The sequence below is a fragment of the Xenorhabdus entomophaga genome, assembly GCF_037996725.1.
GTDB classification, from domain to species: Bacteria; Pseudomonadota; Gammaproteobacteria; order Enterobacterales; family Enterobacteriaceae; genus Xenorhabdus; species Xenorhabdus khoisanae.
Genome location: NZ_JBBMXH010000021.1, coordinates 20,058 through 44,192 on the forward strand (window position 1 = coordinate 20,058; position 24,135 = coordinate 44,192).

Here is a 24,135-nt window from a genome sequence, read left to right on the forward strand (position 1 = left end):
TCATTCAATTGATTATAGCTCATGGCCTAACGCTAAATAATTTTTTCATTTGTCTTTTCAGGAATGATTCATGACACTGCAATAACGCGTTTAGCAGATGCAATTGTTGATGGTCGATGCGCAATAATAATTCTGGTTATATTTAACGTTGATATTGATTCATTGATATAATTTTCATTAGCTAAATCAAGATGACTGGTTGCCTCATCCATAAATAAAATGCTTGGTCGGCGATAAAGGGCTCTGGCTACCAATAGTCTCTGTATTTGTCCACCGGACATTCCGCTACCTAATTCACCAATGAGTGTTTCATATCCCATCGGCATCAATAAAATATCGTTATGAATATTGCAACGTTTAGCACATTCTTGTATATACTCAAGATTAGGAGAGAGATCAAACCCAGATATATTTTCAGCGATAGAGCCAGAAAGTAATTTATCATCTTGTAATACACAAGAAATACATCTACGGTAATTATTCAGACCAATAACGTTAATATCCAGCCCATTAATTAAAATAGTGCCTTTGCTAGGTTCCAATAGCCCACACATTAATTTCATTAATGTTGTTTTTCCTATACCAGACGGTCCAACAATAGCTACACTTTCTCCCGCTTTGATACTAAGATTAAAATTAGAAATGATGGGTTTTGATAAATTGTCGTATTGATAATGCAAATTGCAAATAGTTAATTCTGCGGGTAATCCTGAAATACCAATATCCCGGTTTGGTGCTTCTCTTTCTGGTTCAGAAAGTACTATATCGGAGATTCGTTCATTATGTAAATTTAACATGCGCAATCTGAGCACCATATCGATCAAATTACTTGCCCTATCAGCAAATTGCCCACGATAGGCGTTAAAAGCGACAAACATTCCAAGGGTCATTTGATTATCTATAACTAATGATGCACCTAACCACAGAATAATAACTTGCTCACAAGTAATAATAAAAGTATTAACGATATCAAAGATTGTACCTATTTTGGCAAGTTTGGTATTTGAGTTAATAGTATCGACACTCAGATTTAACCAGGATTTTGCCCTATTTTCACATAATCCCAAGGATTTTAATGTATTAATACTATATAAAGTTTCCATAAAATGGGAATTTGCTCTGGCATCCTTGACTATTTGCTCTTCGGAAAGTTGCCTATAATATTGATAAGTGAGTAACCTTAAGATGACATAAGTAATAGTGAACCCTGATACTACCCAAACAAGCCAGTCACCGTAGAGTAACATCATAATGAAAACACTGATCAACATAATCGCGTCGATAATACTATTGACAATATTTTTGGTAAAAGTGGTACGTATGATATTTAATGAACCAAATCGTGACTGGATATCACCTAACTTACGTTTTTCAAAGTAAGCTAAAGGTAATTTCATTAGATGATCAAACACCCCTGATTTCCATTGAGCATCAACGAATGTTTCCATCGTAATGGATGTCCAGCTACGCAAAGTAGAGACACTCACTTTAAATAGAATAAAGACAAGCAAACCACAACAAATAATAGTTAATAGGTTATTATCCTTAGCAATAATGACGTGGTCCATAATTAGCTGCGTTCCTACAGGGAGCAGTATATTAATGGCTTCTATAACAAGAGATAAGAAGAAAATTTTCCCCAGTGTCGCCTTAAGTCCCTGAATATTATTTAACAGTGATATGATGCGCAATCTGTTTTGTTTTTTGGCAGGAACAAAATCATTACTTGGCCACAATTCTAATGCAATGCCAGTAAAATGTTTGGAAAATTCTTGTGTACTCAAGACCCGGTGCCCAAATGCTGGATCGTGAATGGTGATTTTATTTTTATTAACTCTGACTAAAACAACAAAATGATTCATGTCCCAATGCAGAATACAGGGTAATTTTAATGCGTGAAGTTCATCAAGATCCAGTGATACGGCTCTGGTTTTAAATTTAAGGGCACTGGCAATACTAATCAATGTAGTTAACGCAACTCCACGTGTAGAAATTCCAAATTGGCTACGTAAATGGGATAAATCAATTTGTAATCCATGATAATGAAAAACCATTGCTAAACTTGCCAACCCACACTCTGCTGCCTCAGTTTGTAAAATTTTGGGGATTTTCCTTTTGAATCCTAGATTCAACTTATTGGTAATAGTTTCAAAATATTTTTTATCCATGTTGTGGCCCCATCAATGTTTTTTTCATGTCATAGAATGGTGAGAACATCCATTGATAAAGGGGACGTTTCTCAAGGAAAAAAGTAGATTGGGCTTTCATGCCATTAGATAAATTTAATTTTCTTCCATTGTAATCAAACTGATTTTTATCTAAGGTAACTAAAACTTTATAATAGGATTCGCTTTTTTCTCCGGCTTTGTTTATAGGAGAGCTTCTATAATGAGACATTTCTTGGGCAGAAGCAGGGATATATGAAATATTATCGATTTGCCCTGAAAACTGCCCGAACTTTTCAAATGGGAATGCATCATAACGTATATTAATGGCATCTCCTTTCGAAATATACGGCAAGCTGCTATTAGGAACCCATAGAATTAAATAGTAATTAGATTTGATATTATATGGAATAACTTGAGCCAGAATATCGTTTAAGGTTATCGTCTGACCAACGGTGAAGCCGAGTGATTCAATGCGTCCATTAATCGGGGAGGTTATTAATAGAGCGCCATTGGCTGCCATTTCAGTTAATTTTCGTTGTAAATCGTCACGCTGAATTTTATATTGAGAAATTTGTTTATCAAAATCAGTCTGTCTAAGAATAATTTCACTATTCAGGTTAGTAATTTTCAATGCATCATTGATATACTGGCTGTATAGATTCTGGTATATGTTTTGTTGCTGATAATAGGAATAGCCATAGCTATTAAATTGATCTTTTGTAATAAGCCCGCGTTTCTGATAGAGCTTGTAGCTTTCCATGTTTTCCTTTGCAAATTCAACCCCCTTACGGGCATTATCAACAATAACTTTAGATTCTTCCTGTGATGCTTCATACTGCTTTTTTTGTTCTTTCAAGCTTTCTAAGGTGATGTACTTATCATCTTGTAAGCTTTCGATAATATTATTAATCTGCATTAATTGGTTTTTTAATGAGTTTTTTGTATTAGTGCTGATTTTTCCTGACTCTGTAATTTGATTGAAATCCACCTGATAAATTTTTTGTCCTTGTTTTACAAAATCCCCCACATTGACGAATTCCTGGGAAATAAACCCTTGTTGAGAAGAGAAAATATTTATTGGATGGGGATTGGTTATCACTTCACCATAGGCATTAATGCGTCTTGTGTAACTACCAAAAGTAATAAATAAAAATAAAATAACTAAAAAAACCGATGAGACAACACAAATAACCCAAGCTGGAATTTTTGCTATTAATAGTGCTTCTCCAATCCATTTGGATTTTTTACTTTCTATAGCTTCTTTCCTAAACAAATTATTCATAGCAGCCATGTGTAATTAACATTTGTGTTTTATTTAGTCATCACGATTTAAGATGCAATATTAAGTTATTATTTATCAACGTAATGGAAGTGTTCCCGATTTATTTTACTGATTATAATGTAATATATTTGGCCTTAACGTAGTGTAAACCGTCAGCAAAATTCCTTGATAGAATGGAACTCTTTCCGGTTCTGTTATGTGGTATTGGGGATAGATGAGGTTAAGCTCTCTCGCTTGACGAAATCGTGCCTCAAAATCATCGGGTTCGCAAAGTGGAAGGCAGGCGTATTTAGCTCAGCAACCACTGTACCAACATAAAAAATGTCAGTGAAAGGCCCAAGCTCTTTAAGATGGAATGTGTATATTTACTGATGACATAAGCCAGCATGACCGTTACCAGAGCAAGCACATATTTGATATCAAACTGTTCAATTAATTCACTTAAGGATAAGTTACCCAGTGAAATATTGACGATAATCGTTCCCAGAATAAAACAGATGGCATAATCCAGAGAAGTAATCAGCAAACCTTTTCCGTTGAATAGCTTATTACTTTTTATCAGAAAAGGAGCCGCTCTTAACACGAAACTGACCACGCCCATTAATACAATCAGCAACATCATAATGTTTTATCCTTTCTGATTTTCCGTTCAATGAGAGCAATTACGATCCCACACAAAACAGGCACCGCCAGATCCATTAATTTCATATCCACTTCATTCAATAACGGCGCACACAATCCTCCCATTACCGTCGCCAATACAGACAAATCTTTGCCCGAACGTTTGGCAGTCAGGGTCGCAAAATGAATGGGAACTAGCATCACCAGGAACAAAGAAAGGGACTCATAATTCAGGTGCTCTGCCGAAATATAGCCCAATAAAGTGGCACAAAAAGTCACCACAAAACAGGGTATAGCAACGCCCAAATAAAAATGAAATTGGGATTTTCCATCTGAGACATTTTCCGCAGAAAGATATGAATGTGCCACCGTATAAGTGCTGGCACTAAATCCCAACATCGACAGCAAAATATTTCGCTTTGGAATACCCTGAAAATATTGCGTCATAACCATCGCCATCAAGAAAAACCGGAAGTTGACCAGCAATGCCAGAATGATAACGGAGAGTGCCGCGCCATCGGCCAGATAACCTACAGCTGCCACCTGCAACGGCGCAGCATATATCAATAATGAGCCGATCAGCGTTTCCATTAATGGAACACCATGACTTTGATAAAGTGCGCCAATTGAAGTAAAAATAAGGAAAAAAGAGATACAGACAGGCAAAGAATCCACCATGCCTTTCCTAATAAACGGATTCAACACTTAGCACCTATATTGAGAGTTATATTTAACGTAGTGAAATCATCAGCATATTGCATGATGAAATAATAGCCATACCTATCATTGCGCTATATTATGAATGGAAGGTTAAAGATATAGCAGGCTATATATCATGGCAATCACTTTAATAATATTTGTGACATAAACCTACTTAATGGAAACTACCCAATAAGTAATAACGCTTATTTATTGTAACTCTTTTCGAAAAATTATATATCTCCTCCCAATATGATATAACTTTATTTTATATATAAGGCTTTTGATATTCCCGTTATAGTAAGAATAATTTCAAAAACAATAGTTTCATCTCGGAGAAATAAAATGAAGGTATTACTGAACATATTATTGGCGGGTATTGTCCAATTTGGATTTACGCAACTCACCTATGCGCAATCTACTCTCGATAACATTCACTCCACAGGCGTATTCCGGATTGGAACAGAAGGCGCTTATGCTCCATTCAGTTACCATGAGGCATCAGGAAAATTGACTGGATTTGATGTAGAAATCGGCCGTGAAATCGCATTGCGTATGAAAGTGAAGCCAGAATTTATTGAAGGCAAATGGGATGGCTTAATTAGTGGCCTTGATGCAGGGCGTTCCGATGCAGTGATGAACCAAATCGCCATTACACCAGAACGCGAGAAAAAATATAGCTTCTCCCTGCCTTATGTGATTTCAGAAGCCGTACTGATTACCCGAAAAGATAATAACGAGATTAAGACATTCAGTGACTTAAAAGGTAAAAAATCAGCCCACACCCTGACCAATAATTTTGCCCAGATCGCCAGAAATTATGGTGCAGACATTATCGGCGTTAACGGTTTTAACCAAGAAGTGGATCTCGTGAGCACAGGCCGTGCAGATGCAACCATCAACGATAAACTTTCTTATCTCGACTACAAAAAACATCGTCCGGATGCACCGGTAAAAATTGTTGCGGCTGATACTCAGGCAGCACAATCCGCCGTACTGCTTCGTAAAAATGACACTGAATTAAAGGCCGCAGTCGATAAAGCCATTACTGAGATAAAAGCAGATGGGACTTATCAACACATATGGGATAAATATTTCGCAGAAGGAAAGAGTGAATAATTAGGATATATCCGTTCAATTCCGAGTTACAGCAAAGCGACAAAGGAGTAAACACACAGCCACATAGCTAATCACTATGTGGCTGTGTGACTGAAGTATGTATTTTATACATTTATTAATAAATCCACTTCGTAACAAATTGCACTAATCTATATTTAGCAGACAATAACATTCATAAAAACTCAACAACTACCGCCTAAAATCGGTAGTTTTAACCTTTCATATGGAGTAATAAATTTCGGGTATTCAATAGCGACTTTAATTCGTTAAAAAGTAAAAAACGGATATCATCATTACCTATTAAATAACAACATCATGATATTTCCATCATATTTTAGCACTTATTACTTGCACAAGTAATAAGTACCTCATATAATATTAAGTCCATAATGATGGATACAATGAGTTATTCAGAATTTCTGATTTACGAAGAAACAACATATCTGATCGCTAGCGCTAAAAGTGCAGCTTATTTAAACTCTACTCGAACAATCCTTTCTAATAAAAATCACAATATAAGCTATTAATTTTTTGTGGGTTACTAAACATGATATATAGAAATAATTCTAATATAAATTATCCGATAGTATCCAGGTCTTTAACTCGATCTAGATCAGAAGGTAATTTATTTGATACATTACGTAATAGCATTACTTTCGAAAATGCAAATTAGATATTAATTTATTATTCAATAGAATTCTTATAAAAGATATAACTGCTAAAGAAGCATTAATGTTATCTAATACTATGAAAAGAAGTATAATATTTAATGATTGCATTTATACTAATAAAAATAAAAAATTAGATAAAAATTTGAAAAAAGCTCACTTACAAGACAATATTTATGAAGTTCTTCCTGATATATTCGAAAAAAGTTTAGACAATTCTCAAAAAAACTGGAATAGTAAATGTAATGATACATACAATACACTTCAACTAATATCTAATCTTTCACATCGTGCTGTATCAGAAAATATTAATAAAGAGAAAAAAAAGGAATTTTACTTTTTTGCTTCTTTTTTTCGTAATGTTCCTGTGGGTATATTAGTACTCTCGGATTCAAACTCAAATCGAGCGGGTATCCCTATAATTAGGGCTATAGTTACTCATATGGGTACCCGTAATTGTGGGAGGTCATTGATCGAATATGCTGTGAACAAATCACAAGAATTAAACCGCAAAGGAGTTGTTCAACTTGAACCAGTCCCAAGTGCGGTTCCAGCTTACCTTAGATTAGGATTTACTGAAGATACGGATGACTGGATGGTGTTAAATCCTGCCAGACAGGGTTCTCTGTGGAATTTGAATAACGGGATTTATCGTTTGTGTCAAGTAATATAAGCAGACAAACCGAATATGCAGATTCGCAGTAATAATAATTTATTAGTTAAACTTTCAATTCGTGAAAAAATAAAAAGCAGGCGCACTCAGCGCCTGTTAATCAAATTTACCAACCAACTGCAATACCAGCGCCCAAGACCGTACCTTCTGCATTATTCCAGCTTGTAGAAGCTTTAATATTCACATTCTCTGTGAGTTTGGCCTGAGCACCAACCGCAACCGCACTACCATCATGATATTGCCCTAAGCCCATGCCAACACTAAAGCGATTCGTATTGCTGAAAGGAATATTGGTCATTGCCGCAACACTGGCAATCCCGGCATTTGCCCTTACTAAAGCCCGCTGCGAAAGAGTTCCAAGATTTATTCTTAATAAACGACTTTCCTATAGCAATAGATTGATAAGCCCCCTCTTCAATAGATGAGTCTTCCATAGCAATACTATTTTGGTTATCAGAACCAAGAATAGATGAGCTATTATCTTTATAAGAAGCATAAGAAGACTGCACGGATAAGGCACTAATTAAAGCTAATAAAATCGCAAGGTTAAATAAAACATTTCTCATTGCTTCACCATAATAAAAACAGATAAATTTATTTATCAAAACAATAAATTACTCAGGGAATAAAAAATAAAGATTAATTCAGGTGATATGAATAATATTTTTTAAAATATCATCAATTACATTTAAATAAGATGATGAAGTAAATACTAGATTTAAATAGAATGCAATATATTCATTCATAGATGATAAATATATCAGACTAATCCTATCATTATACATTACCTGCCATCACTAACCCCCTGATTTTACCAGCCATTAATAATACATCTAAGATTACTCCGATAACACACCTAAAGTTAACAATTAGACTCACCACTATATCTTACATTTATTTTCCTCATAATTTAGATAAAAATATTTATTAAAAAACATTCTTAAAACCAATTAATAAAGTTATTTATTTAAAATAGGAACTTAAAAACACAATAACATCACCATTAATTATTAATTCAACTTTTACCACATTTACATATATCGCCAACCCACCCTAAAGTTCTAAGCTATAACTTTATTGTATATAACGATATCCTTTTCTTGCCATATCATCATTAAAACAACCTTATAAAAAATAAACATATTTTTAATATCAATCTATTAGGAAGATTCTATGACCCCAGATTGGCTCAGTTTAGCGCTGGATTCCCTGTGGCCGATGCTATATGCCGGCCTGACATTCACCATTCCCCTCACGCTGATTACTTTCGCACTTGGGATCTCATTGGGGTTTATCGTTGCTTTAATCAGGCTTTATGGCCCTAAGCCACTGGTTGCTGTAGCTCGGTTTTATGTCTGGTTAATCCGTGGCACCCCTTTATTGGTACAGCTATTTTTGATCTTCTACGCTCTGCCCAGCGTGGGAATTACTCTGGAAGCCTTCACCTCTGCGGTTATCGGCTTTACCCTGAATGTGGGTGCCTATACTTCAGAAGTGATCCGCGCAGCATTGGTTTCGGTTCCTAAAGGGCAATGGGAAGCCTCTCACTCTATCGGCATGAGTTGGTGGCAATCACTGCATCGGATTGTTTTGCCACAGGCAGCACGGGTTTCAATTCCCCCTCTGTCCAATACCTTTATTTCACTGGTAAAAGATACTTCTCTGGCTTCGGTTATTACCGTGCCAGAAATGTTTCTGGCGGCACAGCGCATTGCTGCCGTTACCTATCAGCCGCTGATTCTGTACACCGAAGCCGCCATTCTCTATCTACTCTTAAGCTCAGTGCTGTCAGCACTGCAAGTCCAGTTGGAAAAGAAATTCGCCCAACAAAGCAGCAGCAATAATAAGGAAGCCAAAGATGATTCAGCTCACCAACATTGAGAAAAGTTTCGACGGACAAAAGGTGCTGAAAAATATTAGCCTGACCATTAAAGAAGGCAGCCTGACGGCGCTTATCGGCCCTTCCGGTAGTGGGAAAAGTACCTTGCTGCGTTGTATTAATCTGTTGGAGATCCCACAGGCCGGTAAACTGGAAATTGGCAAAGAGCAGATTACCTTTAACGGTAAGGAAAAACTGCCACATCGTGAAATCCAGCGTTTTAGCCTGCAAACTGGCATGGTATTCCAGAACTTCCAGCTTTTCCCGCATCTGACGGTGATTGAAAATATTATGGAAGGGCTGATTTGGGTACAAAAATGGCCCCGCGAACGCGCCAGAGAACGGGCTATAGAGCTGCTGAAAAAAGTCGGCCTGTCCCACAAGGCCGATGTCTGGCCGAGCACACTATCGGGAGGCCAGCAACAGCGCGTGGCAATCGCCAGAGCAATGGCGCCTTCCCCCAAAGTACTACTGTGTGATGAGCCAACTTCAGCGCTTGACCCTGAATTATCCAAAGAAGTGGTCTCAGTTCTGAAACAATTGGCGGGAGAAGGCACCACCATGTTAATGGCAACGCACGATTTGCGTCTGGCCGCCAATCTTGCTCATGATGTGGTTTTTCTGGAATCCGGCGAGATTATTGAAGCAGGCCCGGCAAAAACCATTTTCACCCGCCCCAGTAAGGTGCGCACTGTCGAATTTATTTCAACCCTGACAGAAACCTTACCGGATTGGGAAATATAGCGAGCAGTCACGTTTGACATCAGCAACATTATTTATTCGGAGAAACGCAATGAAAAAAATTTTGAGTCTGTTACTGGCGGGCGCGACTGCCCTTGCTATTTCTGCCCCCGGTTATGCAGGCAAAGATTTTGATGCCATAAAAGCCTCTGGCGTCTTTAAGATTGGTACGGAAGGCACTTACCCTCCTTTTACCTATCACGATGCCAGCAACAAATTAACTGGCTTTGACGTGGACATCGCACGGGAAATTGCCCAGCGTTTGAACGTTAAACCTGAATTTATGGAAGTCAAATGGGATGGTTTGATCGCAGGATTGGATGCCAAACGTTTTGATGCCGTTATCAACCAAGTCGGTGTTACACCAGAACGTGCAGCGAAATACAGTTTTTCCATTCCTTACACAACCTCTCAGGTCGTGCTGATCACCCGTAATAATAATGGTGATATTAAAACCTTTGCGGATATTAAAGGAAAACGTTCCGCCCAATCACTGACCAGTAATTACGGGCAACTGGCAACGTCTTACGGGGCTAATCTGGTCAGTACAGATGGTTTTAACCAAGCCATTGATTTAGTCGTCACCGGACGTGCTGATGCCACATTGAATGATCGTTTGTCATTCCTCGATTTTAAAAAACAGCGCCCTAATGCGCCGGTTAAAATCGTCGCCCAACAAGCCGATGCAAGTAAATCCGCCGTTTTACTGCGTAAAGGGGATGCTGAATTGGCAGAGGCGGTTAATAAAGCCCTGCAAGAGATAAAAGACGACGGCACATATGCCCGTATCTCCGACAAATATTTTGGCGTGGATATTTCTAAGTAATTTTTCTTTGCTTAATAAGATGGCGGTATTTTTATAAGGCCGCCTTATTCGCATTTCAATCCTCTACTTCTCTGGATGTTCATTCTCTCTATGACAAACCCCATGGGAACCAAGATCTTTTCCTTAATAAAAAAGATATGATTTTTATTTAAGTTACCTATATTATTAATGAAATTTTTTCAATAAGGGATGCTGGGATGATATTCGCTTTATTAATGGTCATTAAATTTTCTGCCTTTTTTGTAATATTTGCAGTAGTTAATTACTTTTTCATTTTAGATAGAAAGTTTAAAAAAACCTTATTATCATCGTTATTGGTTTCTATTATTTTTATTTTAGTTGAAATTTTTTCTCCGGTACTGCTTTACGGTTTTATGTATTTATCTGAGTTCGCGTATAATGTCATAAATTAAAAACTCAGCCTTCTGAACGTCTGGATTATGTCGTGCGTTCAGTGCACGACAATAACATTGTGATATTATTTATCAATTACTTGAAAGACGACAAGTATAATAGTTAAGTATGTATTAGTCAGTTTACATTATAATTTTTCACATCACCATTCTTTATTAATGACAATTAACATATTTAAACACACTAAAAACATTTAACCCGGCGCTATAAAAATTTATTATCCAGCTTATTCTCACTAAAACTAAAAACACTAACAAAGGTAATTCATAGATAACCCATTAATGTGTTGAGAAAAGGATAATCAAAAAATAATACCTAATCAGTAAATAATTTACCCTGCAAAAAAGATAAGGAAAATAAATAATGCTATTTGAAATGGCCACTGCTTATCGTAAATCTAATGCACTGTTTGCTTTTGTGGAAAGCAAAGCACCACTATATTTAAGCACCCAAGATGGCAAAACTGTGGAGCAACTTGCTCAACTATGCCATGTTTCTCAAGATAGGTTCCATCGGTTATTGAATTATATGCAGTCGCTTAATGTGTTAACAAAAAAAGATGATAAATTTTACCTTACTGAGCAATGTTCATCACTAAGCGATCCAGACAGCCTTGAAACATTACATATCAAATTGGAATTAAGTCCAACCTGTTGGGGCGCTTGGTCACAATACGCTGCATCCTTCAATAAAATGAATAGCAAATCTGCTTTTGAACTTAACTATCATGAGAAATTTTTTGATTATCTCAGTCATGAGCATAATAAAACCCTCAAAACGACTTTTGATAATTTAATGTCAAAAGCGACCGATGTAATGAATGAGCATATTATTGAGCATATCCCTCTAAATGGCATTTCTTCAATGATTGATATAGGGGGAGGGCAGGGTTCTTTAGCACAAAATATAAAAATGCACTATCCGCATATCCAATGTCACGTCATGGATCAGTATGATTTTACCAGACAAGAATCAGAAGGGATCACGTTCATCAATGGCGATTTCTTTTCCGCTATTCCATCAGGATATGATGCTTATTGTATAAAAAGTGTTTTGCATAATTGGCCAGATAATAAAGCCATTGATATTCTCAAAAATTTCCATAAAGCAATGAGTGAAGATTCCGTTCTATATGTTATAGATATGATTAAAGAGCAAAATGATGCAAATGCAGAATCATTTGATTTATATATGGATGCCCTTTTGTTAGGTAAAGAACGATACCAGTCAGAATTTGAATCTATCGCAAAACAAGCTGGATTCTCTATCACAAATATATACAACTTGAATTTTTCCCTAACGGGCAGTAACCAGTACATTATTGAAATGAAAAAATAAATTATCAACAACCCGTGGATAAGAAATTGAACTAAGTGCCTGTTCCGAGATCTGAGTCTTGGATCAATAAAAAAACGGATCTTAAAAGGAACAGGCTACGGATAAATAACACATTGATTTGGAGATATCTGTGGCAGTAGCACTAAGAAAACCAAGGCAGCTTTCTTACTAAAAACAGTAAAAAGAGACTGGCAAGCAGCGATACACATATCGCCAATGAAAACGTGAGCATAAACCCTGCCTGCGTAATATACCGTTCGACGGTAAGGTAAAATGCCAATACGCCAACTCCGCTTATCGCATTTCCACGAATAACGTTCAGAGCATCGGCGCGCCCATTCTGGATATGAGTAAACACCGTCAGAGGCCAGGCGATTACTGGTATTGGTGCCAGTATCCCGCTAAGGTCAGATCCGATGGTATTGGCAGATGCCGTGAGAGCAAGCACCATTGTGGTAGCGATAATGATACGTGTAGCCAGATCAAAAGAGGGAGGCTGACGGTTAAGTGATGATGTTGCATATTTTCGGGTGAACACGAGTATACAGAAAATCGCCAATACGATCGTACCGATACTTAATAGAGTGCTATTAATGTTAAGCAATAGCCACGATACACCGCAAAAAAGAAATACTGAACCCGCGCAAGCAACAGAAAGCGAGTACCGTCGGGTCAATGCGATATAGCACAAATAAGTGAATAAAACGGCACCGACTCCTGTTAAAGAACTCAATGCTGAACGTTGTGCAAAATAGGCTCCCTGTTCAACCGCCATGTAAATTGAGATAGAGCCCGATGTCAGCGGCATACCTGATAATATACCGCCCACAAAGCTACCCCACCGTCTGGCTGAAAGAGTAACGAGTAACATTAATAACGGTGTGACGATCAACTTGATAGCAAATAGCATACCCATAGATTTCTACTCTGACCCAAAGGGGGCACAATACAAAGATACATTTGGCCGTGGATGCGCATGGTATGCCAGTCAGAATTGTTATTACAAGCGGTACCACAGCGGATTATTCACAAGCTGAGACCTTGATTAAAAAGCTCGATGCAAAGCACCTATTAGCGGATAGGGGCTATGATAGCAAGACGGTAGTAGAAAAAGCGGAACAACAAGGCATGCAAGTCCAGATATCTAGCCGGAAAAATCGGAAAGTCGCCAGAAAATATGACCGTCAACTTTACCGACTGTGCTATCTAGTTGAAAATACTTTTCTTCATCTTAAGCGCTGGCGTGGCATAGCCACTCGCTATGCAAAAAATAACGCGTCTTTTCTTGCTGTAGTGCAAATTCGTTGCCTTGTTTTTTGGCTGAAAATCTCATGACGACAGCGTCTAATAAAAAGCATTTTTAACACCTATTTTTTGCTTTGAATTACTATTGTAATTTTAGCTTGTATGTTAATTTACTGTTCCCAGATCTAAAAAAACTAGGATGGTAATTTTATGTCGTATATGATTTATTTAACTTTAAATGGTAAAAAGCAAGGCCTCATATCTGCTGGATGCTCAACCCCAGAATCAATAGGAAATAGGTATCAAAACGGACACGAAGATAAAATACAGATACTCAGTTTAGATCATTCGATATCCCGTCAACAAAATGTCAGCCATCAGCCCATACAATTTCTCAAACCCATAGATAAATCATCACCATTATTGTCTATGGCAATAGATTCTAACGAATCGTTAGATGGTAAATTTATTTTTTACAGAACTGGTCAATTAGGGCAGTTAGAGCTTTTCTATGAAGTCAAAATTACAGAGGCCACAATTTCTGAAGTTTCTTGTACCTATCCGAATTCTATAGATGATTTTGATGCCATGCCATATGAAAGAGTTATACTCAATTATAAATCAATCTCATGGAACCATATAACAGCAGGTACATCTGCCTATAGTATATGGGAAAACAGAGTGTACTAAGTAAAAACTAAGCATATATTAAATTATATGCTTAGTGACATCTTAGTGACATAAAGTTATGTTTCTAACATATTCATTTGGTGCAATTAAAGACTTTTTATCACATGTCACATACCCAAAACTTTTTAATTTATTATCAACATATAAAGATACGGGTAAACTAAGAATTAAAGCACCTAAGAACACCCAAGCTAAAAAATTAACAACACGACCTTTATATGGTCTAGGCGTATCTGAAATACAAGCTGATATAATAGAAAATAATAAGTGAAAACCTATTGGAAATCCAAATGAAATAAAAAACACCCGCCAAGAAAAATACACTTTTTCATTTAAATTAATTAGTGAAATGAAATCACGCCATGAGAAAAAAACCACCATGGATATAATAGCCATAACTAACAGCAAAATGATTATATAAAACGCTCTACTCCAAAAAGGGAGAATAACTTTTTTCTGATATTGCTTTCTATATTTATTTGACATATTAAACCCCCTTCATTATCACCATTAAAAACTGTTGGCATCCTATTTAGTTCCAAGGCCAAATGGCTGGAGAACTTAGCGCCATTCTTTGACGATTAATTTCATAATAATCTCCTGGTATTTTCTCATCCGCTTCTCTAATGGCTTCAATTACTTTTTCTGATATACCTAGTTCATTATCAATGTAATATAAAGCAATTCCTATTCCAACACCAATAAAAAACAACCCCGCGGAAACACCAATTATACTCACACCGGCTGCTAAAAAATAACCAGACGCAACTTTACCAATAGCGGCAGTTAATAATGTGGTAATTAATAATTTTGCGGCATCAACAGTTATATTCCCCAGAAATTCTGCCAGAGAATACTCATCTTTTGTCATAAACTCAACAGCCCTATAAGCAAGAGAAAAGTATATACAGAACTTAGCCCCTGAAACTATGCCATTTGCAATACTCTTTGAACCAATACCTATTTTCAATATCCGTTGATCGTTAAGGCGATATCTTGAGCCAGTAATAATTTTTTGAACACTTCTCCTACCTGTTATTTTTATATAATCAACTCCTTTTAATTTGTATTCTTTAGCTTCAACATTAAGACTTCTAAATTCATTAATTATTTTCATTACACCAATAGATTCTATAATATTTCCGGCGAACGAAGATGCTGGGTCGGTGCATGCAAATACTTTATCTTTCCATTCCTTATGAGTACCATCTTTACATAAAGCCGATTTTAAGAAACCAAGGGCCTCTTCTATAGTTAGAAGTGCAATATGTTCTTCATTACCTTTATCATTTAATTTCCTTTCAAGCTCAGCATATTGTTTTTTCCTATATTCTTTCATGTGAGTAAGAGCTTTTAATTTTCCATTATCAAATACTAATTGCTCATCCATAAATTCATCTGAAAATCTTCTACTCATTTAACACCTCATAAAATTATATAACATGATAATTATTAATACTTTGTCTCATATCTTATCGGGCTCTGCTATTTTTTCTTTAGATTTACTGAAGTATTGTGAACTGGCTCAAGTTTCCCTGTCGGGGTATGGCACTGCGCTTTAAGTTGCTCAACCAGCTGATAAGCCTTCTCTGTCAGTGTGGTTTATGGGGTAACAATAATCCTGACAGAGAAAAACCATGACACGTATTTCACCGGAACGTAAATCCGCCGCGCTGGCTAAATTGCTACCGCCGTACAACATGACCGTCGCCGCACAGATATAAGGCACATCGGATAAAAAACACAACAAAAGAATTTTCATATGGGACCATAGCCCCATATTTACTACAAATCCAGCACTAACCGTTTTCCTTTCGCTCTGGAACAACAAATCAGCATTGATGTCTGACTCTTTTTTTCCTCATCGCTAAGATATTGGTCACGGTGATCGGCTTCACCTTCTAAAATCATTATTTCACAAGTACCGCATACCCCTTCACGACATAAACTTTCAACCGATGCGGCCTTATTTCTTTCAATGACTTGTAAGATGGTTGATTCGCTATCCACTTCCAATTCAACGCCGGATTTAGCTAGAACCACTGTAAACGTATCACCGGTTTTATCTTCGATCGCAAATTGCTCAAAATGCAGTTGCTGATCAGGGAAGCCAGCCTTTTGTGCCGCTTGTTTTACACCTTCATGTAATGAGGGTGAACCGCATGTATAAATATGGCTTCCTTCTGCTAATTGAGAAATAAGTGTATCGAGTTCAAGACGAGTCCCCTTGGATGAAATATGACAAACTATTTTATCCTTAAATCCTGATGCCATTAACTCTGGTGTAAAAGCAGGTTCGCTGGCGTTCCGGTAGCAATAATGCAGTTCATAATCAGCATCTTGTTGTTCCAGCTCATGTAAGTGGGACATAAAAGGCGTTATCCCAATTCCACCCGCTATCAATATGTGTTTTTTAGCCCCGGGCACTAATGCAAATAAATTATTCGGCTCAGAAACAATGAGTTTATTTCCAATGGCAACTTTTTCATGCATAAATGCTGAGCCACCACGAGAATACTCTTCTCGCTTAACCGCAATTTGATAACGTTGTTCATCAAAAGGGGAGTTTAATAAAGAATAAGCATTATTATAATGGTTATCACCATCCCGCATCTGCACAAAGATATGGCTTCCGCTGGTAAAAGAAGGTAGCTGTGTGTTTTCATCCGGTATTAACGTAAATCGTTTAATCGTGGGCGTAATAGTTTCAATATCACTGACAATAACACCGAGTTTCTGATAAGTAGCCATAAATGATTCTCAATTATTCATTAAAAACCCTGACAGAGATATTTCAGTTCCAAATAATCTTCAATACCGTGGCTCGAACCCTCACGCCCTAAACCAGATTGTTTTACGCCGCCAAAGGGAGCAACTTCATTAGAAATAAGGCCGGTATTAATACCGACCATGCCATATTCTAATTTCTCTGAAACCCGAAAAATGCGTTGTGGATTTTCAGTATAAAAATAGGCAGCAAGCCCATAAATAGTATTATTAGCAGAATCGATAACGCTATCTTCATCATCAAAAATAACCAGAGGTGCAACAGGCCCAAATATTTCCTCTTCTAATAGATGGCTATTTCCGGCAACACTACCGAGTACCGTTGGCATAAAGAAATTGTCACCTAAAGCATGACGTTGACCACCGAATAATAAATCCGCACCTTTATTTAACGCATCATCTAAAAGAGATTGGACTTTATCCGCTGATTTCGCGTTAATCAGTGGCCCTATTTGTGTTCCTTGCTCAAAACCATTACCGACTTTAAGTTTTTGTACTTCTTCAACAAAACGTTGACTGAATGTCGGATAAATAGCCTGGTGAATATAAAAACGATTCACACAAACACAAGTTTGCCCTGCATTACGAAATTTCGCTGCAATCGCACCTTCTACCGCTTTTTCGACATCCGCATCATCAAAGACAATAAAGGGCGCATTTCCGCCTAACTCCAAAGATACTTTTTTGATACTGTCTGAGCATTGACGCATTAATAAACGTCCTACTTCCGTTGAACCCGTAAAGCTCAGTTTGCGCACACGATCATCTGTGGTGAATGTTTCACCAATAACACGTGAATGCCCCGTGATTATATTTATCACCCCCGCAGGAATACCCGCCTGAATCGCTAACTCCACCAATGCCAATGCCGTAAATGGAGTCTCATTCGCGGGCTTTATGACCATGGTACAACCTGCCGCAAGGGCAGGTGCAGCTTTGCGGGTCACCATTGCCGCAGGGAAATTCCAGGGCGTAATAGCCGCACAAACGCCAATCCCTTGTTTAATCACCATCAGGCGCTTATCCACCGTTGGCGAAGGAATAATTTCCCCGTTTGTACGCTTTCCTTGTTCTGCAAACCACTCGATAAAAGAGGCGGCGTAGACGATTTCACCTTCAGCTTCTGCCAGCGGTTTTCCTTGCTCTAATGTCATGATTTCTGCAAGCTGTTTTTTATTCTCACTGACTAAACGAAACCAATTTTGTAATAACCGGGCACGCTGGTGACCTGTTAATGCCCGCCATTCCGGTAAGGCATCATGCGCAGCCTGAATGGCTTTTTTCGCTTCACTCGCTGCCATATTAGGTATTTTCCCTATGGTTTTTCCTGTAGCAGGATCGGTGACATCCAATGTCTCTTTATTGTCCGCATCGCACCATTGCCCGCTGATATAAGCCTGCTGGCGAAAAAAAGGATTATCTAAGATATTCACTTAATGACCTCACTGATTAAACCCATGCCATGACTGCCCTTACCCAACGCCACTTTATTCATGGTAAGTCTGGGCAATAAGGTTGTGGAAATAAGCAATACCGTGCTCACTAATTCCACTTCCGGTGCTATCCGCCATGATGCGTCCCTGACCAGGATAACCACGGGATTTCAGCCCCTTCTGCACGCTCTCAACCAATCGCAAATCTTCAGGACGAAAAACGTCGCGATACCATTCAATCAAAGATTTCTGTTCTTGAGTCAACTCTTCATTAGTAAAATAAATATCGTAATGTTGCAGTGTTGTTTCGGCATCTATAGGGAATTCATAGATCACCGTCATCATGCCTTTAATTGGCGTCACGTTGTACATGGTACAAGGCCATAACCAAAAGCCATGAAATGAAGATTCACCTTCAAATTTGAAAGATTGATCAGAGGGGATCGCATAGCCAAATTGCAATGACCATTTCTCATGCATCGTATGCCAATAGCGATCTACCTGAACTGAGGTTGAAAAACCCGGATGAGCAGGGCCACAGTGATAACATTCCAGATAGTTATCAACAATGCTTTTCCAGTTCGCCGGTGTTACCGTCGTGAAACGATCTGCCAGCTTTAACTCATAGACTTCGGGGCAAGCCTCTAATACTTTAGCGCTTAACCCCGGTAATTGTTCCTCAACTGTGCCGGCATTCATGTCCATATTAATAAAGACAAAACCGGCATATTCTTCCAGTTTTACAGGGGATAATTGCGCTAAATCTTTATCGAAATTAGCCACATTCTCGCAGTTACGGGCATGGGCCAAAGTTCCGTCGAGCTTGAATGTCCAGGCATGATAAGGGCAAGTGATGACATTTTTTGCCTTACCTTCTCCTGTTAATAACTGGTGCCCACGATGAGGACAAACGTTAAAGAATGCACGCAATACGTTGTCGCGCCCACGAACAATCACAATGCTCTCGCCAATAATTTCACGCGTAACATAATCATTAGGATTGGCAAGTTCACTGCTGTGTGCAACACAGATCCAACTCTTGGCAAAAATCGCCTCTTTCTCATAATCAAACACGTCCTGAGAAGTATAGAAACGCGCTGGCATGGTGTACGCTTCTGTTGGGATTGCACAAAAGTTTTTGGGTAGTGTGAAATTCTGGTGTTGAATGCTCATATCAATTCCTTAATTTTCGTTGATGAAGCCATGACTGGCGGGGATGCTTTTTTCTCTATAGGTGTCATGGATGTTGGCGCAACAACAGGTTCTTGCTGGTTCGGGCTATCAATAAGATGTGCAGGAATGTGTGCATAATCTTGTTTTATCCAGCGAATAAAACCATATGTTTTAATCAGAAGAATCACTAAAAAAGGCAGTGCAGTGAGCACTACGGTGGTTTTCATTGTCTCTAAGGAAGCTTGCGTAAATAGGATTGAAAGTGGGATTAGCGTAATCACTACGCACCAGAAAAGGCGTAAATTCCGGCTGGGGTCCTGGCCTTCACTTAAATTGCGCGTGCTGGTTGCCGCCATAGTGTAAGCGACCGCGTCCATATGCGAGGCCAAGAAAATAATCATGATAAAGAGATAAGCAGCAAGGAAAAATTGGCCTAATGGCAAGGCATTCAATAGTTGGTGAACGGCTGTTTCACCCCCCAACGTATTCAATACTTCAGGTACATTAATAACGCCGGTAATAAATTGATGTATTGCGTAGCTTTCCAAAACACCAAAGAAGAACCAGCAACCAAACGTACTGCCTAATAACAACGCCCAAATCACTTCCTTAATTTTGCGCCCATGAGAAACTCGGGTCACAAACATGGCAACACCGGGAGTATAAGAGATCCACCATAACCAATAGAATACAGTCCAACTACGTGTAAATTGACCATCTCCCAGCGGATCGGTAAATAAACTCATTTGCAAAAAATTCTGCGTTGTTAAACCAATTGTATTAATAATATTATTAATAACAAATTCCGTTGGCCCCACAATCAGGACAAGTAAAGCAAAACCAAATGCTCCCCATCCCACCATTTGGCTTAAACGCCGCATACCATTATCAATGCCAATATAAGAACTTAAACAAAAAATCAATGCAGCTAATAATGTAATGATAGTTTGAACAATAAAATTATTAGGTATACCTGTTAGTGAAGAAAGACCGCCACTTAATGTAGCCGCAGTCACAACTAAAGAAATCGTTAACGCCCCGACAGTAGCAATTAAAAATATCATGTCAATAAGGCGGCCCCAAAAACCATGAGGGTTAATGTTTATAATAGCGGAAATAATCCCTGATAAGCTCAATCCTTTATTTTTTCTGACATGGAAATGATAAGCCATTATCAGTGAAGCCAGTGCGTAAGTTGCCCAGGCACTGATTCCCCAATGGAAAAAAGAGTAACTGATACTGTACTCCAATGCCTTAGGGGTTTGAGGCGTAATATTCAAACCGGGCGTTTGGTAATAATATGCCCATTCCATTACCCCCCAATATAAGGTCGATGAGCCAAGCCCCGCACAAATAAACATAAACAACCAGGACACCGTGTTATATTCAGGTTTTCCTTCACCTAACCGAACATTGCCATATTTACTTATCGCCAAATACAGAACAAACACTAAAGCGGCAAGAACTAATATTTGAATAATTGATCCAAGTAAGCGAGTCAGCCCATTAAAAATGGCATTAGCAATAATACTGGTTTTTTCAGGAAACAAACTAAGTGATACCGCTATTACAATAATACAAGCAAGGCTTATTGCAATTAAGGAAATATCTTTTTTTGTGTTGCTGAACATGAAACCTCCGTTTCGTCACTTTGTGCATATCCTCCATCATTCATAGGGATAGAGTTCCATTGAATGGAAAAATTCATTCGGTATTGCGACAAAATGCCTATTATCGTTGTTATGATTATCGGGTATAGACACGACAAAAGGAAAACGTGCAATAAGTGGGAACGACACTTATTGCCTCTTTTGGCTAAAAACTAAAATATATTGTTGATACACAATTTAAGCAATGAGCCGGACAGTAAATAGATAAAACACACATCGTAAATAATATCTTGTGACATGCGTTAAAAAGCAGAAGAATAAGAGTCATGGCTGACAATAAAAAACAAGTTAATAATCATAAAAAAACCACACCCTAAAAAAAGAGTGTGGCTTTTATAAGAAAGAATCATTTAACTATATCCAATAGATTTCAAGTTGCGTCGCGGCGGCAAGGGAACGACAAATTCGTCGGGAACGAATTTGCCCAGCCAAAGGCTGTCCTCCGGTGAGAGGCAGGAGCCTCTCATTAATCCCCAGGAGCATAGATAACTATGTGACTGGGATGAGTGAGTGCAGCCAACAAAGAGGCAACTTGAAAGACGAAGGGTATATTTTTAATTAGTTAAATGATTAATAATAGCCTCCCCAACCTGTTGCGTCGATGCTTTACCTTTCATATCTGGTGTGACGATCCCTTCCCTTATCACCGCTTCAATGGCAGATAAAATATCGTCATGGGCATCCTGATAACGCGTATCGCCTTCATCTAAGGCAGCTTTACCCAAAAACTGTAACATCATGGCGCCAGCCCAAATCATTGCGATTGGATTGGCAATATTTTTGCCATAAATATCGGGTGCCGATCCATGAACAGGCTCAAACAAAGAAGGGAAATTCCTTTCCGGATTCAGATTCGCAGAAGGTGAAAGCCCGATTGTGCCAGTACAGGCAGGCCCTAAATCAGAAAGAATATCGCCAAACAAATTGGAAGCAACAACGACATCAAAACGCTCTGGATTTAACACAAACCGGGCACAAAGAATATCAATATGCTGCTTATCCCATTTTACGCCGGGATACTGTTTTGCCATCTCTTCGACCCGCTCGTCCCAATAAGGCATGCTAATCGCTAATCCGTTTGATTTAGTGGCCGATGTTAATAACTTACGGGGGCGGCTTTGCGCTAATTCAAATGCATATTTCAAGATACGGTCAACCCCACGGCGGGTAAAAACCGACTCCTGGATTACCACTTCATGTTCTGTGCCTTCATGAAGGCGGCCACCAATCGTAGAATATTCCCCTTCCGTATTCTCTCTGACCACATAAAAATCGATATCTTCCGGTTTCTTGTTCGCCAGCGGGCAAGGCACTCCCGGTAAGAGACGTACAGGGCGCAAATTGACATATTGCTGAAATTCACGTCGAAATTTAAGCAGTGAACCCCAAAGCGAGGTATGATCAGGCACCGTTTCAGGCCAGCCAACAGCACCAAAATAGATAGCGTCAAACCCCATAAGCTGCTTAAACCAATCGTCGGGCATCATTTTGCCGTGCTGAAGATAATAATCACAGCTTGCCCATTCAAAATGCTCAAACGATAAACAGATATCCCACTTTTCAGCTACAGCCTGCAATACCCGAATGCCTTCCGGAAGAACCTCATGACCAATTCCATCTCCCGGAATTGCAGCAATTTTAAACAGTTTTTTCATTAGATATCTCTCATTTATCAGGATACTAAATTGACTTTCCGGCTATCTTATAATTGACTGATTTGCATTCAATCTGAAAAATGTAGAAACATAATTTACGATTTATGAACAATTTACCTATTTTACAGGATCTACGTGTTTTCCTTTTAGTCGCCAAGAGAGCCAGTTTTGTCGCCGCAGCCGAAGAAATTGGGGCATCTCCGGCCTTTATCAGTAAACGCATTGCAATATTAGAAAACATATTAAATGTCACCCTATTACATAGAACAACACGTCGCGTCTCAATTACGGAAGATGGCGAACGCATATACGAATGGGCACAACGTATTCTCAATGATGTTCACCAGATGCTGGATGAACTTTCTGAACTTCGGCAAGAACCGCAAGGGACAATTAGGATCGTCAGTAGCTTCGGTTTTGGTCGGCAATTCGTTGCGCCTGCGTTATCCGCACTTATTCAGGCCTATCCACAATTAGAACTGCGATTTGATGTAGAAGATCGCATTATCGATTTAGTCACTGAAGGCATTGATTTGGATATTCGGGTTGGTGATGATATTGATAATAATCTTATCGCGCGCAAGCTCGCATCTAACCACCGAATTCTCTGTGCATCACCGGCTTATCTCGCACGTAATCCGATGCCAAAATCACTGAATGACCTCCCTTCTCACTCCTGTCTGGTGATCAAGGAGAGAGACCACCCTTTCGGAATCTGGCAATTACAAAACAGTACCGGCTCTCAATCGGTGAAAGTCACCGGGCCTATGTCATCCAATCATGGTGAAATTATTCATCAGTGGTGCCTTGATGGTCATGGCATTACTTTACGCTCTTATTGGGATGTCAGGGAGAGCATCAAATCAGGGGCGTTAGTCCATATCCTGCCTGAATATTATCAATCAGCAAATATCTGGGCGGTCTATGTCACACGTCTGGCGATGTCTGCTCGTGTCAGGGTAACGATTGAATTTCTGGAGCGCTATTTTCAACTACATTATTCAGAACAAATTGAGGTTAAACCGAATCGGAACTAAAACGAAGTGCGGGATAA

23 protein-coding genes and 1 pseudogene are annotated in these 24,135 nt (G+C 38.6%); 9 read left to right on the forward strand and 15 right to left on the reverse strand.

The genetic code is table 11. The annotated features are described in order from the left end of the window. Positions 1–68 precede the first annotated feature (68 nt). From AAC854_RS06490 to AAC854_RS06505, 4 genes are all read right to left on the reverse strand, one after another. Complete coding sequence (locus tag AAC854_RS06490; RefSeq protein ID WP_340616384.1) at positions 69–2,168, reverse strand: peptidase domain-containing ABC transporter; 2,100 nt, start codon at positions 2,166–2,168, stop codon at positions 69–71. Continuing rightward, complete coding sequence (locus AAC854_RS06495) at positions 2,161–3,459, reverse strand: HlyD family secretion protein (protein ID WP_273548491.1); 1,299 nt, start codon at positions 3,457–3,459, stop codon at positions 2,161–2,163. The genes AAC854_RS06490 and AAC854_RS06495 overlap by 8 nt, the downstream gene beginning before the upstream one ends. A gap of 280 nt (positions 3,460–3,739) precedes the next feature. Then, positions 3,740–4,072 (reverse strand): hypothetical protein, encoded by a 333-nt coding sequence (locus AAC854_RS06500; RefSeq protein WP_273548492.1) that lies wholly within the window; start codon positions 4,070–4,072, stop codon positions 3,740–3,742. Beyond that, entirely contained in the window at positions 4,069–4,749 is a 681-nt protein-coding gene (locus tag AAC854_RS06505) for an AzlC family ABC transporter permease (RefSeq protein WP_340616385.1), read from the reverse strand. Before AAC854_RS06505 ends, AAC854_RS06500 begins: the two co-directional genes overlap by 4 nt. A 366-nt stretch (positions 4,750–5,115) precedes the next feature. Between AAC854_RS06505 and AAC854_RS06510 the strand changes: the two genes are divergently transcribed. Further along, entirely contained in the window at positions 5,116–5,889 is a 774-nt protein-coding gene (locus AAC854_RS06510; protein WP_340616386.1) for an amino acid ABC transporter substrate-binding protein, read from the forward strand. Positions 5,890–6,621: 732 nt separating this feature from the next. After that, the gene (locus AAC854_RS06515) at positions 6,622–7,230 is read left to right on the forward strand and encodes a type 1 periplasmic-binding domain-containing protein (RefSeq protein ID WP_340616387.1); all 609 of its coding nucleotides are present in this window, start codon (positions 6,622–6,624) and stop codon (positions 7,228–7,230) included. A gap of 106 nt (positions 7,231–7,336) precedes the next feature. Here the strand turns inward: AAC854_RS06515 and AAC854_RS06520 are convergent, their stop codons facing one another. Both AAC854_RS06520 and AAC854_RS06525 read right to left on the reverse strand, forming a co-directional pair. Continuing rightward, positions 7,337–7,528 carry a YadA C-terminal domain-containing protein gene (locus AAC854_RS06520; protein ID WP_340616388.1) on the reverse strand — a complete coding sequence of 64 codons (192 nt, stop codon included), beginning with the start codon at positions 7,526–7,528 and terminating at the stop codon, positions 7,337–7,339. Next, positions 7,491–7,796 carry a hypothetical protein gene (locus tag AAC854_RS06525; protein WP_340616389.1) on the reverse strand — a complete coding sequence of 102 codons (306 nt, stop codon included), beginning with the start codon at positions 7,794–7,796 and terminating at the stop codon, positions 7,491–7,493. Before AAC854_RS06525 ends, AAC854_RS06520 begins: the two co-directional genes overlap by 38 nt. 607 nt (positions 7,797–8,403) lie before the next feature. Here AAC854_RS06525 and AAC854_RS06530 point away from each other — a divergent pair. From AAC854_RS06530 to AAC854_RS06545, 4 genes are all read left to right on the forward strand, one after another. Further along, positions 8,404–9,111 (forward strand): amino acid ABC transporter permease, encoded by a 708-nt coding sequence (locus AAC854_RS06530; protein WP_340616390.1) that lies wholly within the window; start codon positions 8,404–8,406, stop codon positions 9,109–9,111. Next, a complete protein-coding gene (locus AAC854_RS06535) occupies positions 9,089–9,853 on the forward strand; it encodes an amino acid ABC transporter ATP-binding protein (RefSeq protein ID WP_340616391.1) in 765 nt (254 codons plus the stop codon). The genes AAC854_RS06530 and AAC854_RS06535 overlap by 23 nt, the downstream gene beginning before the upstream one ends. A 49-nt stretch (positions 9,854–9,902) precedes the next feature. Next, entirely contained in the window at positions 9,903–10,676 is a 774-nt protein-coding gene (locus AAC854_RS06540) for an amino acid ABC transporter substrate-binding protein (protein WP_340616392.1), read from the forward strand. A 777-nt stretch (positions 10,677–11,453) separates the two neighbouring features. Beyond that, complete coding sequence (locus tag AAC854_RS06545) at positions 11,454–12,428, forward strand: methyltransferase (protein ID WP_340616393.1); 975 nt, start codon at positions 11,454–11,456, stop codon at positions 12,426–12,428. Positions 12,429–12,570: 142 nt separating this feature from the next. Here AAC854_RS06545 and AAC854_RS06550 read toward each other — a convergent pair whose 3' ends face one another. Then, the gene (locus AAC854_RS06550) at positions 12,571–13,344 is read right to left on the reverse strand and encodes a hypothetical protein (RefSeq protein ID WP_340616394.1); all 774 of its coding nucleotides are present in this window, start codon (positions 13,342–13,344) and stop codon (positions 12,571–12,573) included. A 14-nt stretch (positions 13,345–13,358) separates the two neighbouring features. Here AAC854_RS06550 and AAC854_RS06555 point away from each other — a divergent pair. Both AAC854_RS06555 and AAC854_RS06560 read left to right on the forward strand, forming a co-directional pair. Next, a pseudogene (locus tag AAC854_RS06555) lies at positions 13,359–13,763 on the forward strand (IS5 family transposase); the annotation flags it as partial. A 120-nt stretch (positions 13,764–13,883) separates the two neighbouring features. Then, positions 13,884–14,363 carry an Hcp family type VI secretion system effector gene (locus tag AAC854_RS06560; protein WP_340616395.1) on the forward strand — a complete coding sequence of 160 codons (480 nt, stop codon included), beginning with the start codon at positions 13,884–13,886 and terminating at the stop codon, positions 14,361–14,363. A 42-nt stretch (positions 14,364–14,405) separates the two neighbouring features. On the opposite strand, the gene AAC854_RS06565 is transcribed toward AAC854_RS06560, so the two are convergent. From AAC854_RS06565 to AAC854_RS06600, 8 genes are all read right to left on the reverse strand, one after another. Beyond that, positions 14,406–14,849, reverse strand: coding sequence for a DUF1240 domain-containing protein (locus tag AAC854_RS06565; protein ID WP_340616396.1), 444 nt, complete (start codon positions 14,847–14,849; stop codon positions 14,406–14,408). A 46-nt stretch (positions 14,850–14,895) separates the two neighbouring features. After that, positions 14,896–15,780 (reverse strand): hypothetical protein, encoded by an 885-nt coding sequence (locus AAC854_RS06570; RefSeq protein ID WP_340616397.1) that lies wholly within the window; start codon positions 15,778–15,780, stop codon positions 14,896–14,898. Between the two features lie 150 nt (positions 15,781–15,930). After that, positions 15,931–16,125, reverse strand: coding sequence for a hypothetical protein (locus tag AAC854_RS06575; protein ID WP_340616398.1), 195 nt, complete (start codon positions 16,123–16,125; stop codon positions 15,931–15,933). 23 nt (positions 16,126–16,148) lie between these two features. After that, positions 16,149–17,114, reverse strand: coding sequence for a PDR/VanB family oxidoreductase (locus tag AAC854_RS06580; protein ID WP_340616399.1), 966 nt, complete (start codon positions 17,112–17,114; stop codon positions 16,149–16,151). Positions 17,115–17,134: 20 nt separating this feature from the next. Then, positions 17,135–18,583, reverse strand: coding sequence for an NAD-dependent succinate-semialdehyde dehydrogenase (locus AAC854_RS06585; RefSeq protein ID WP_340616400.1), 1,449 nt, complete (start codon positions 18,581–18,583; stop codon positions 17,135–17,137). 54 nt (positions 18,584–18,637) lie between these two features. Then, a complete protein-coding gene (locus AAC854_RS06590; protein ID WP_340616401.1) occupies positions 18,638–19,756 on the reverse strand; it encodes an aromatic ring-hydroxylating oxygenase subunit alpha in 1,119 nt (372 codons plus the stop codon). Beyond that, positions 19,753–21,387, reverse strand: coding sequence for a BCCT family transporter (locus tag AAC854_RS06595; RefSeq protein ID WP_340616402.1), 1,635 nt, complete (start codon positions 21,385–21,387; stop codon positions 19,753–19,755). The genes AAC854_RS06590 and AAC854_RS06595 overlap by 4 nt, the downstream gene beginning before the upstream one ends. Positions 21,388–21,980: 593 nt before the next feature. Beyond that, on the reverse strand, positions 21,981–23,081 hold the full coding sequence (locus tag AAC854_RS06600) for a tartrate dehydrogenase (protein ID WP_340616403.1): 1,101 nt from the start codon (positions 23,079–23,081) through the stop codon (positions 21,981–21,983). Positions 23,082–23,185: 104 nt separating this feature from the next. On the opposite strand from AAC854_RS06600, the gene AAC854_RS06605 reads away from it, so the two are divergent. Beyond that, complete coding sequence (locus AAC854_RS06605; protein WP_273548503.1) at positions 23,186–24,118, forward strand: LysR substrate-binding domain-containing protein; 933 nt, start codon at positions 23,186–23,188, stop codon at positions 24,116–24,118. The last annotated feature ends 17 nt before the right edge of the window (positions 24,119–24,135 follow it).

Excerpts from the sequence above, each read along its gene's own strand:
- AAC854_RS06490 (WP_340616384.1), bottom strand. The coding sequence starts at position 2,168 with ATGGATAAAAAATATTTTGAAACTATTACCAATAAGTTGAATCTAGGA.
- AAC854_RS06495 (WP_273548491.1), bottom strand. The coding sequence starts at position 3,459 with ATGGCTGCTATGAATAATTTGTTTAGGAAAGAAGCTATAGAAAGTAAA.
- AAC854_RS06500 (WP_273548492.1), bottom strand. The coding sequence starts at position 4,072 with ATGATGTTGCTGATTGTATTAATGGGCGTGGTCAGTTTCGTGTTAAGA.
- AAC854_RS06505 (WP_340616385.1), bottom strand. The coding sequence starts at position 4,749 with ATGGTGGATTCTTTGCCTGTCTGTATCTCTTTTTTCCTTATTTTTACT.
- AAC854_RS06510 (WP_340616386.1), top strand. The coding sequence starts at position 5,116 with ATGAAGGTATTACTGAACATATTATTGGCGGGTATTGTCCAATTTGGA.
- AAC854_RS06515 (WP_340616387.1), top strand. The coding sequence starts at position 6,622 with ATGTTATCTAATACTATGAAAAGAAGTATAATATTTAATGATTGCATT.
- AAC854_RS06520 (WP_340616388.1), bottom strand. The coding sequence starts at position 7,528 with ATGACCAATATTCCTTTCAGCAATACGAATCGCTTTAGTGTTGGCATG.
- AAC854_RS06525 (WP_340616389.1), bottom strand. The coding sequence starts at position 7,796 with ATGAGAAATGTTTTATTTAACCTTGCGATTTTATTAGCTTTAATTAGT.
- AAC854_RS06530 (WP_340616390.1), top strand. The coding sequence starts at position 8,404 with ATGACCCCAGATTGGCTCAGTTTAGCGCTGGATTCCCTGTGGCCGATG.
- AAC854_RS06535 (WP_340616391.1), top strand. The coding sequence starts at position 9,089 with ATGATTCAGCTCACCAACATTGAGAAAAGTTTCGACGGACAAAAGGTG.
- AAC854_RS06540 (WP_340616392.1), top strand. The coding sequence starts at position 9,903 with ATGAAAAAAATTTTGAGTCTGTTACTGGCGGGCGCGACTGCCCTTGCT.
- AAC854_RS06545 (WP_340616393.1), top strand. The coding sequence starts at position 11,454 with ATGCTATTTGAAATGGCCACTGCTTATCGTAAATCTAATGCACTGTTT.
- AAC854_RS06550 (WP_340616394.1), bottom strand. The coding sequence starts at position 13,344 with ATGGGTATGCTATTTGCTATCAAGTTGATCGTCACACCGTTATTAATG.
- AAC854_RS06560 (WP_340616395.1), top strand. The coding sequence starts at position 13,884 with ATGTCGTATATGATTTATTTAACTTTAAATGGTAAAAAGCAAGGCCTC.
- AAC854_RS06565 (WP_340616396.1), bottom strand. The coding sequence starts at position 14,849 with ATGTCAAATAAATATAGAAAGCAATATCAGAAAAAAGTTATTCTCCCT.
- AAC854_RS06570 (WP_340616397.1), bottom strand. The coding sequence starts at position 15,780 with ATGAGTAGAAGATTTTCAGATGAATTTATGGATGAGCAATTAGTATTT.
- AAC854_RS06575 (WP_340616398.1), bottom strand. The coding sequence starts at position 16,125 with ATGAAAATTCTTTTGTTGTGTTTTTTATCCGATGTGCCTTATATCTGT.
- AAC854_RS06580 (WP_340616399.1), bottom strand. The coding sequence starts at position 17,114 with ATGGCTACTTATCAGAAACTCGGTGTTATTGTCAGTGATATTGAAACT.
- AAC854_RS06590 (WP_340616401.1), bottom strand. The coding sequence starts at position 19,756 with ATGAGCATTCAACACCAGAATTTCACACTACCCAAAAACTTTTGTGCA.
- AAC854_RS06595 (WP_340616402.1), bottom strand. The coding sequence starts at position 21,387 with ATGTTCAGCAACACAAAAAAAGATATTTCCTTAATTGCAATAAGCCTT.
- AAC854_RS06600 (WP_340616403.1), bottom strand. The coding sequence starts at position 23,081 with ATGAAAAAACTGTTTAAAATTGCTGCAATTCCGGGAGATGGAATTGGT.
- AAC854_RS06605 (WP_273548503.1), top strand. The coding sequence starts at position 23,186 with ATGAACAATTTACCTATTTTACAGGATCTACGTGTTTTCCTTTTAGTC.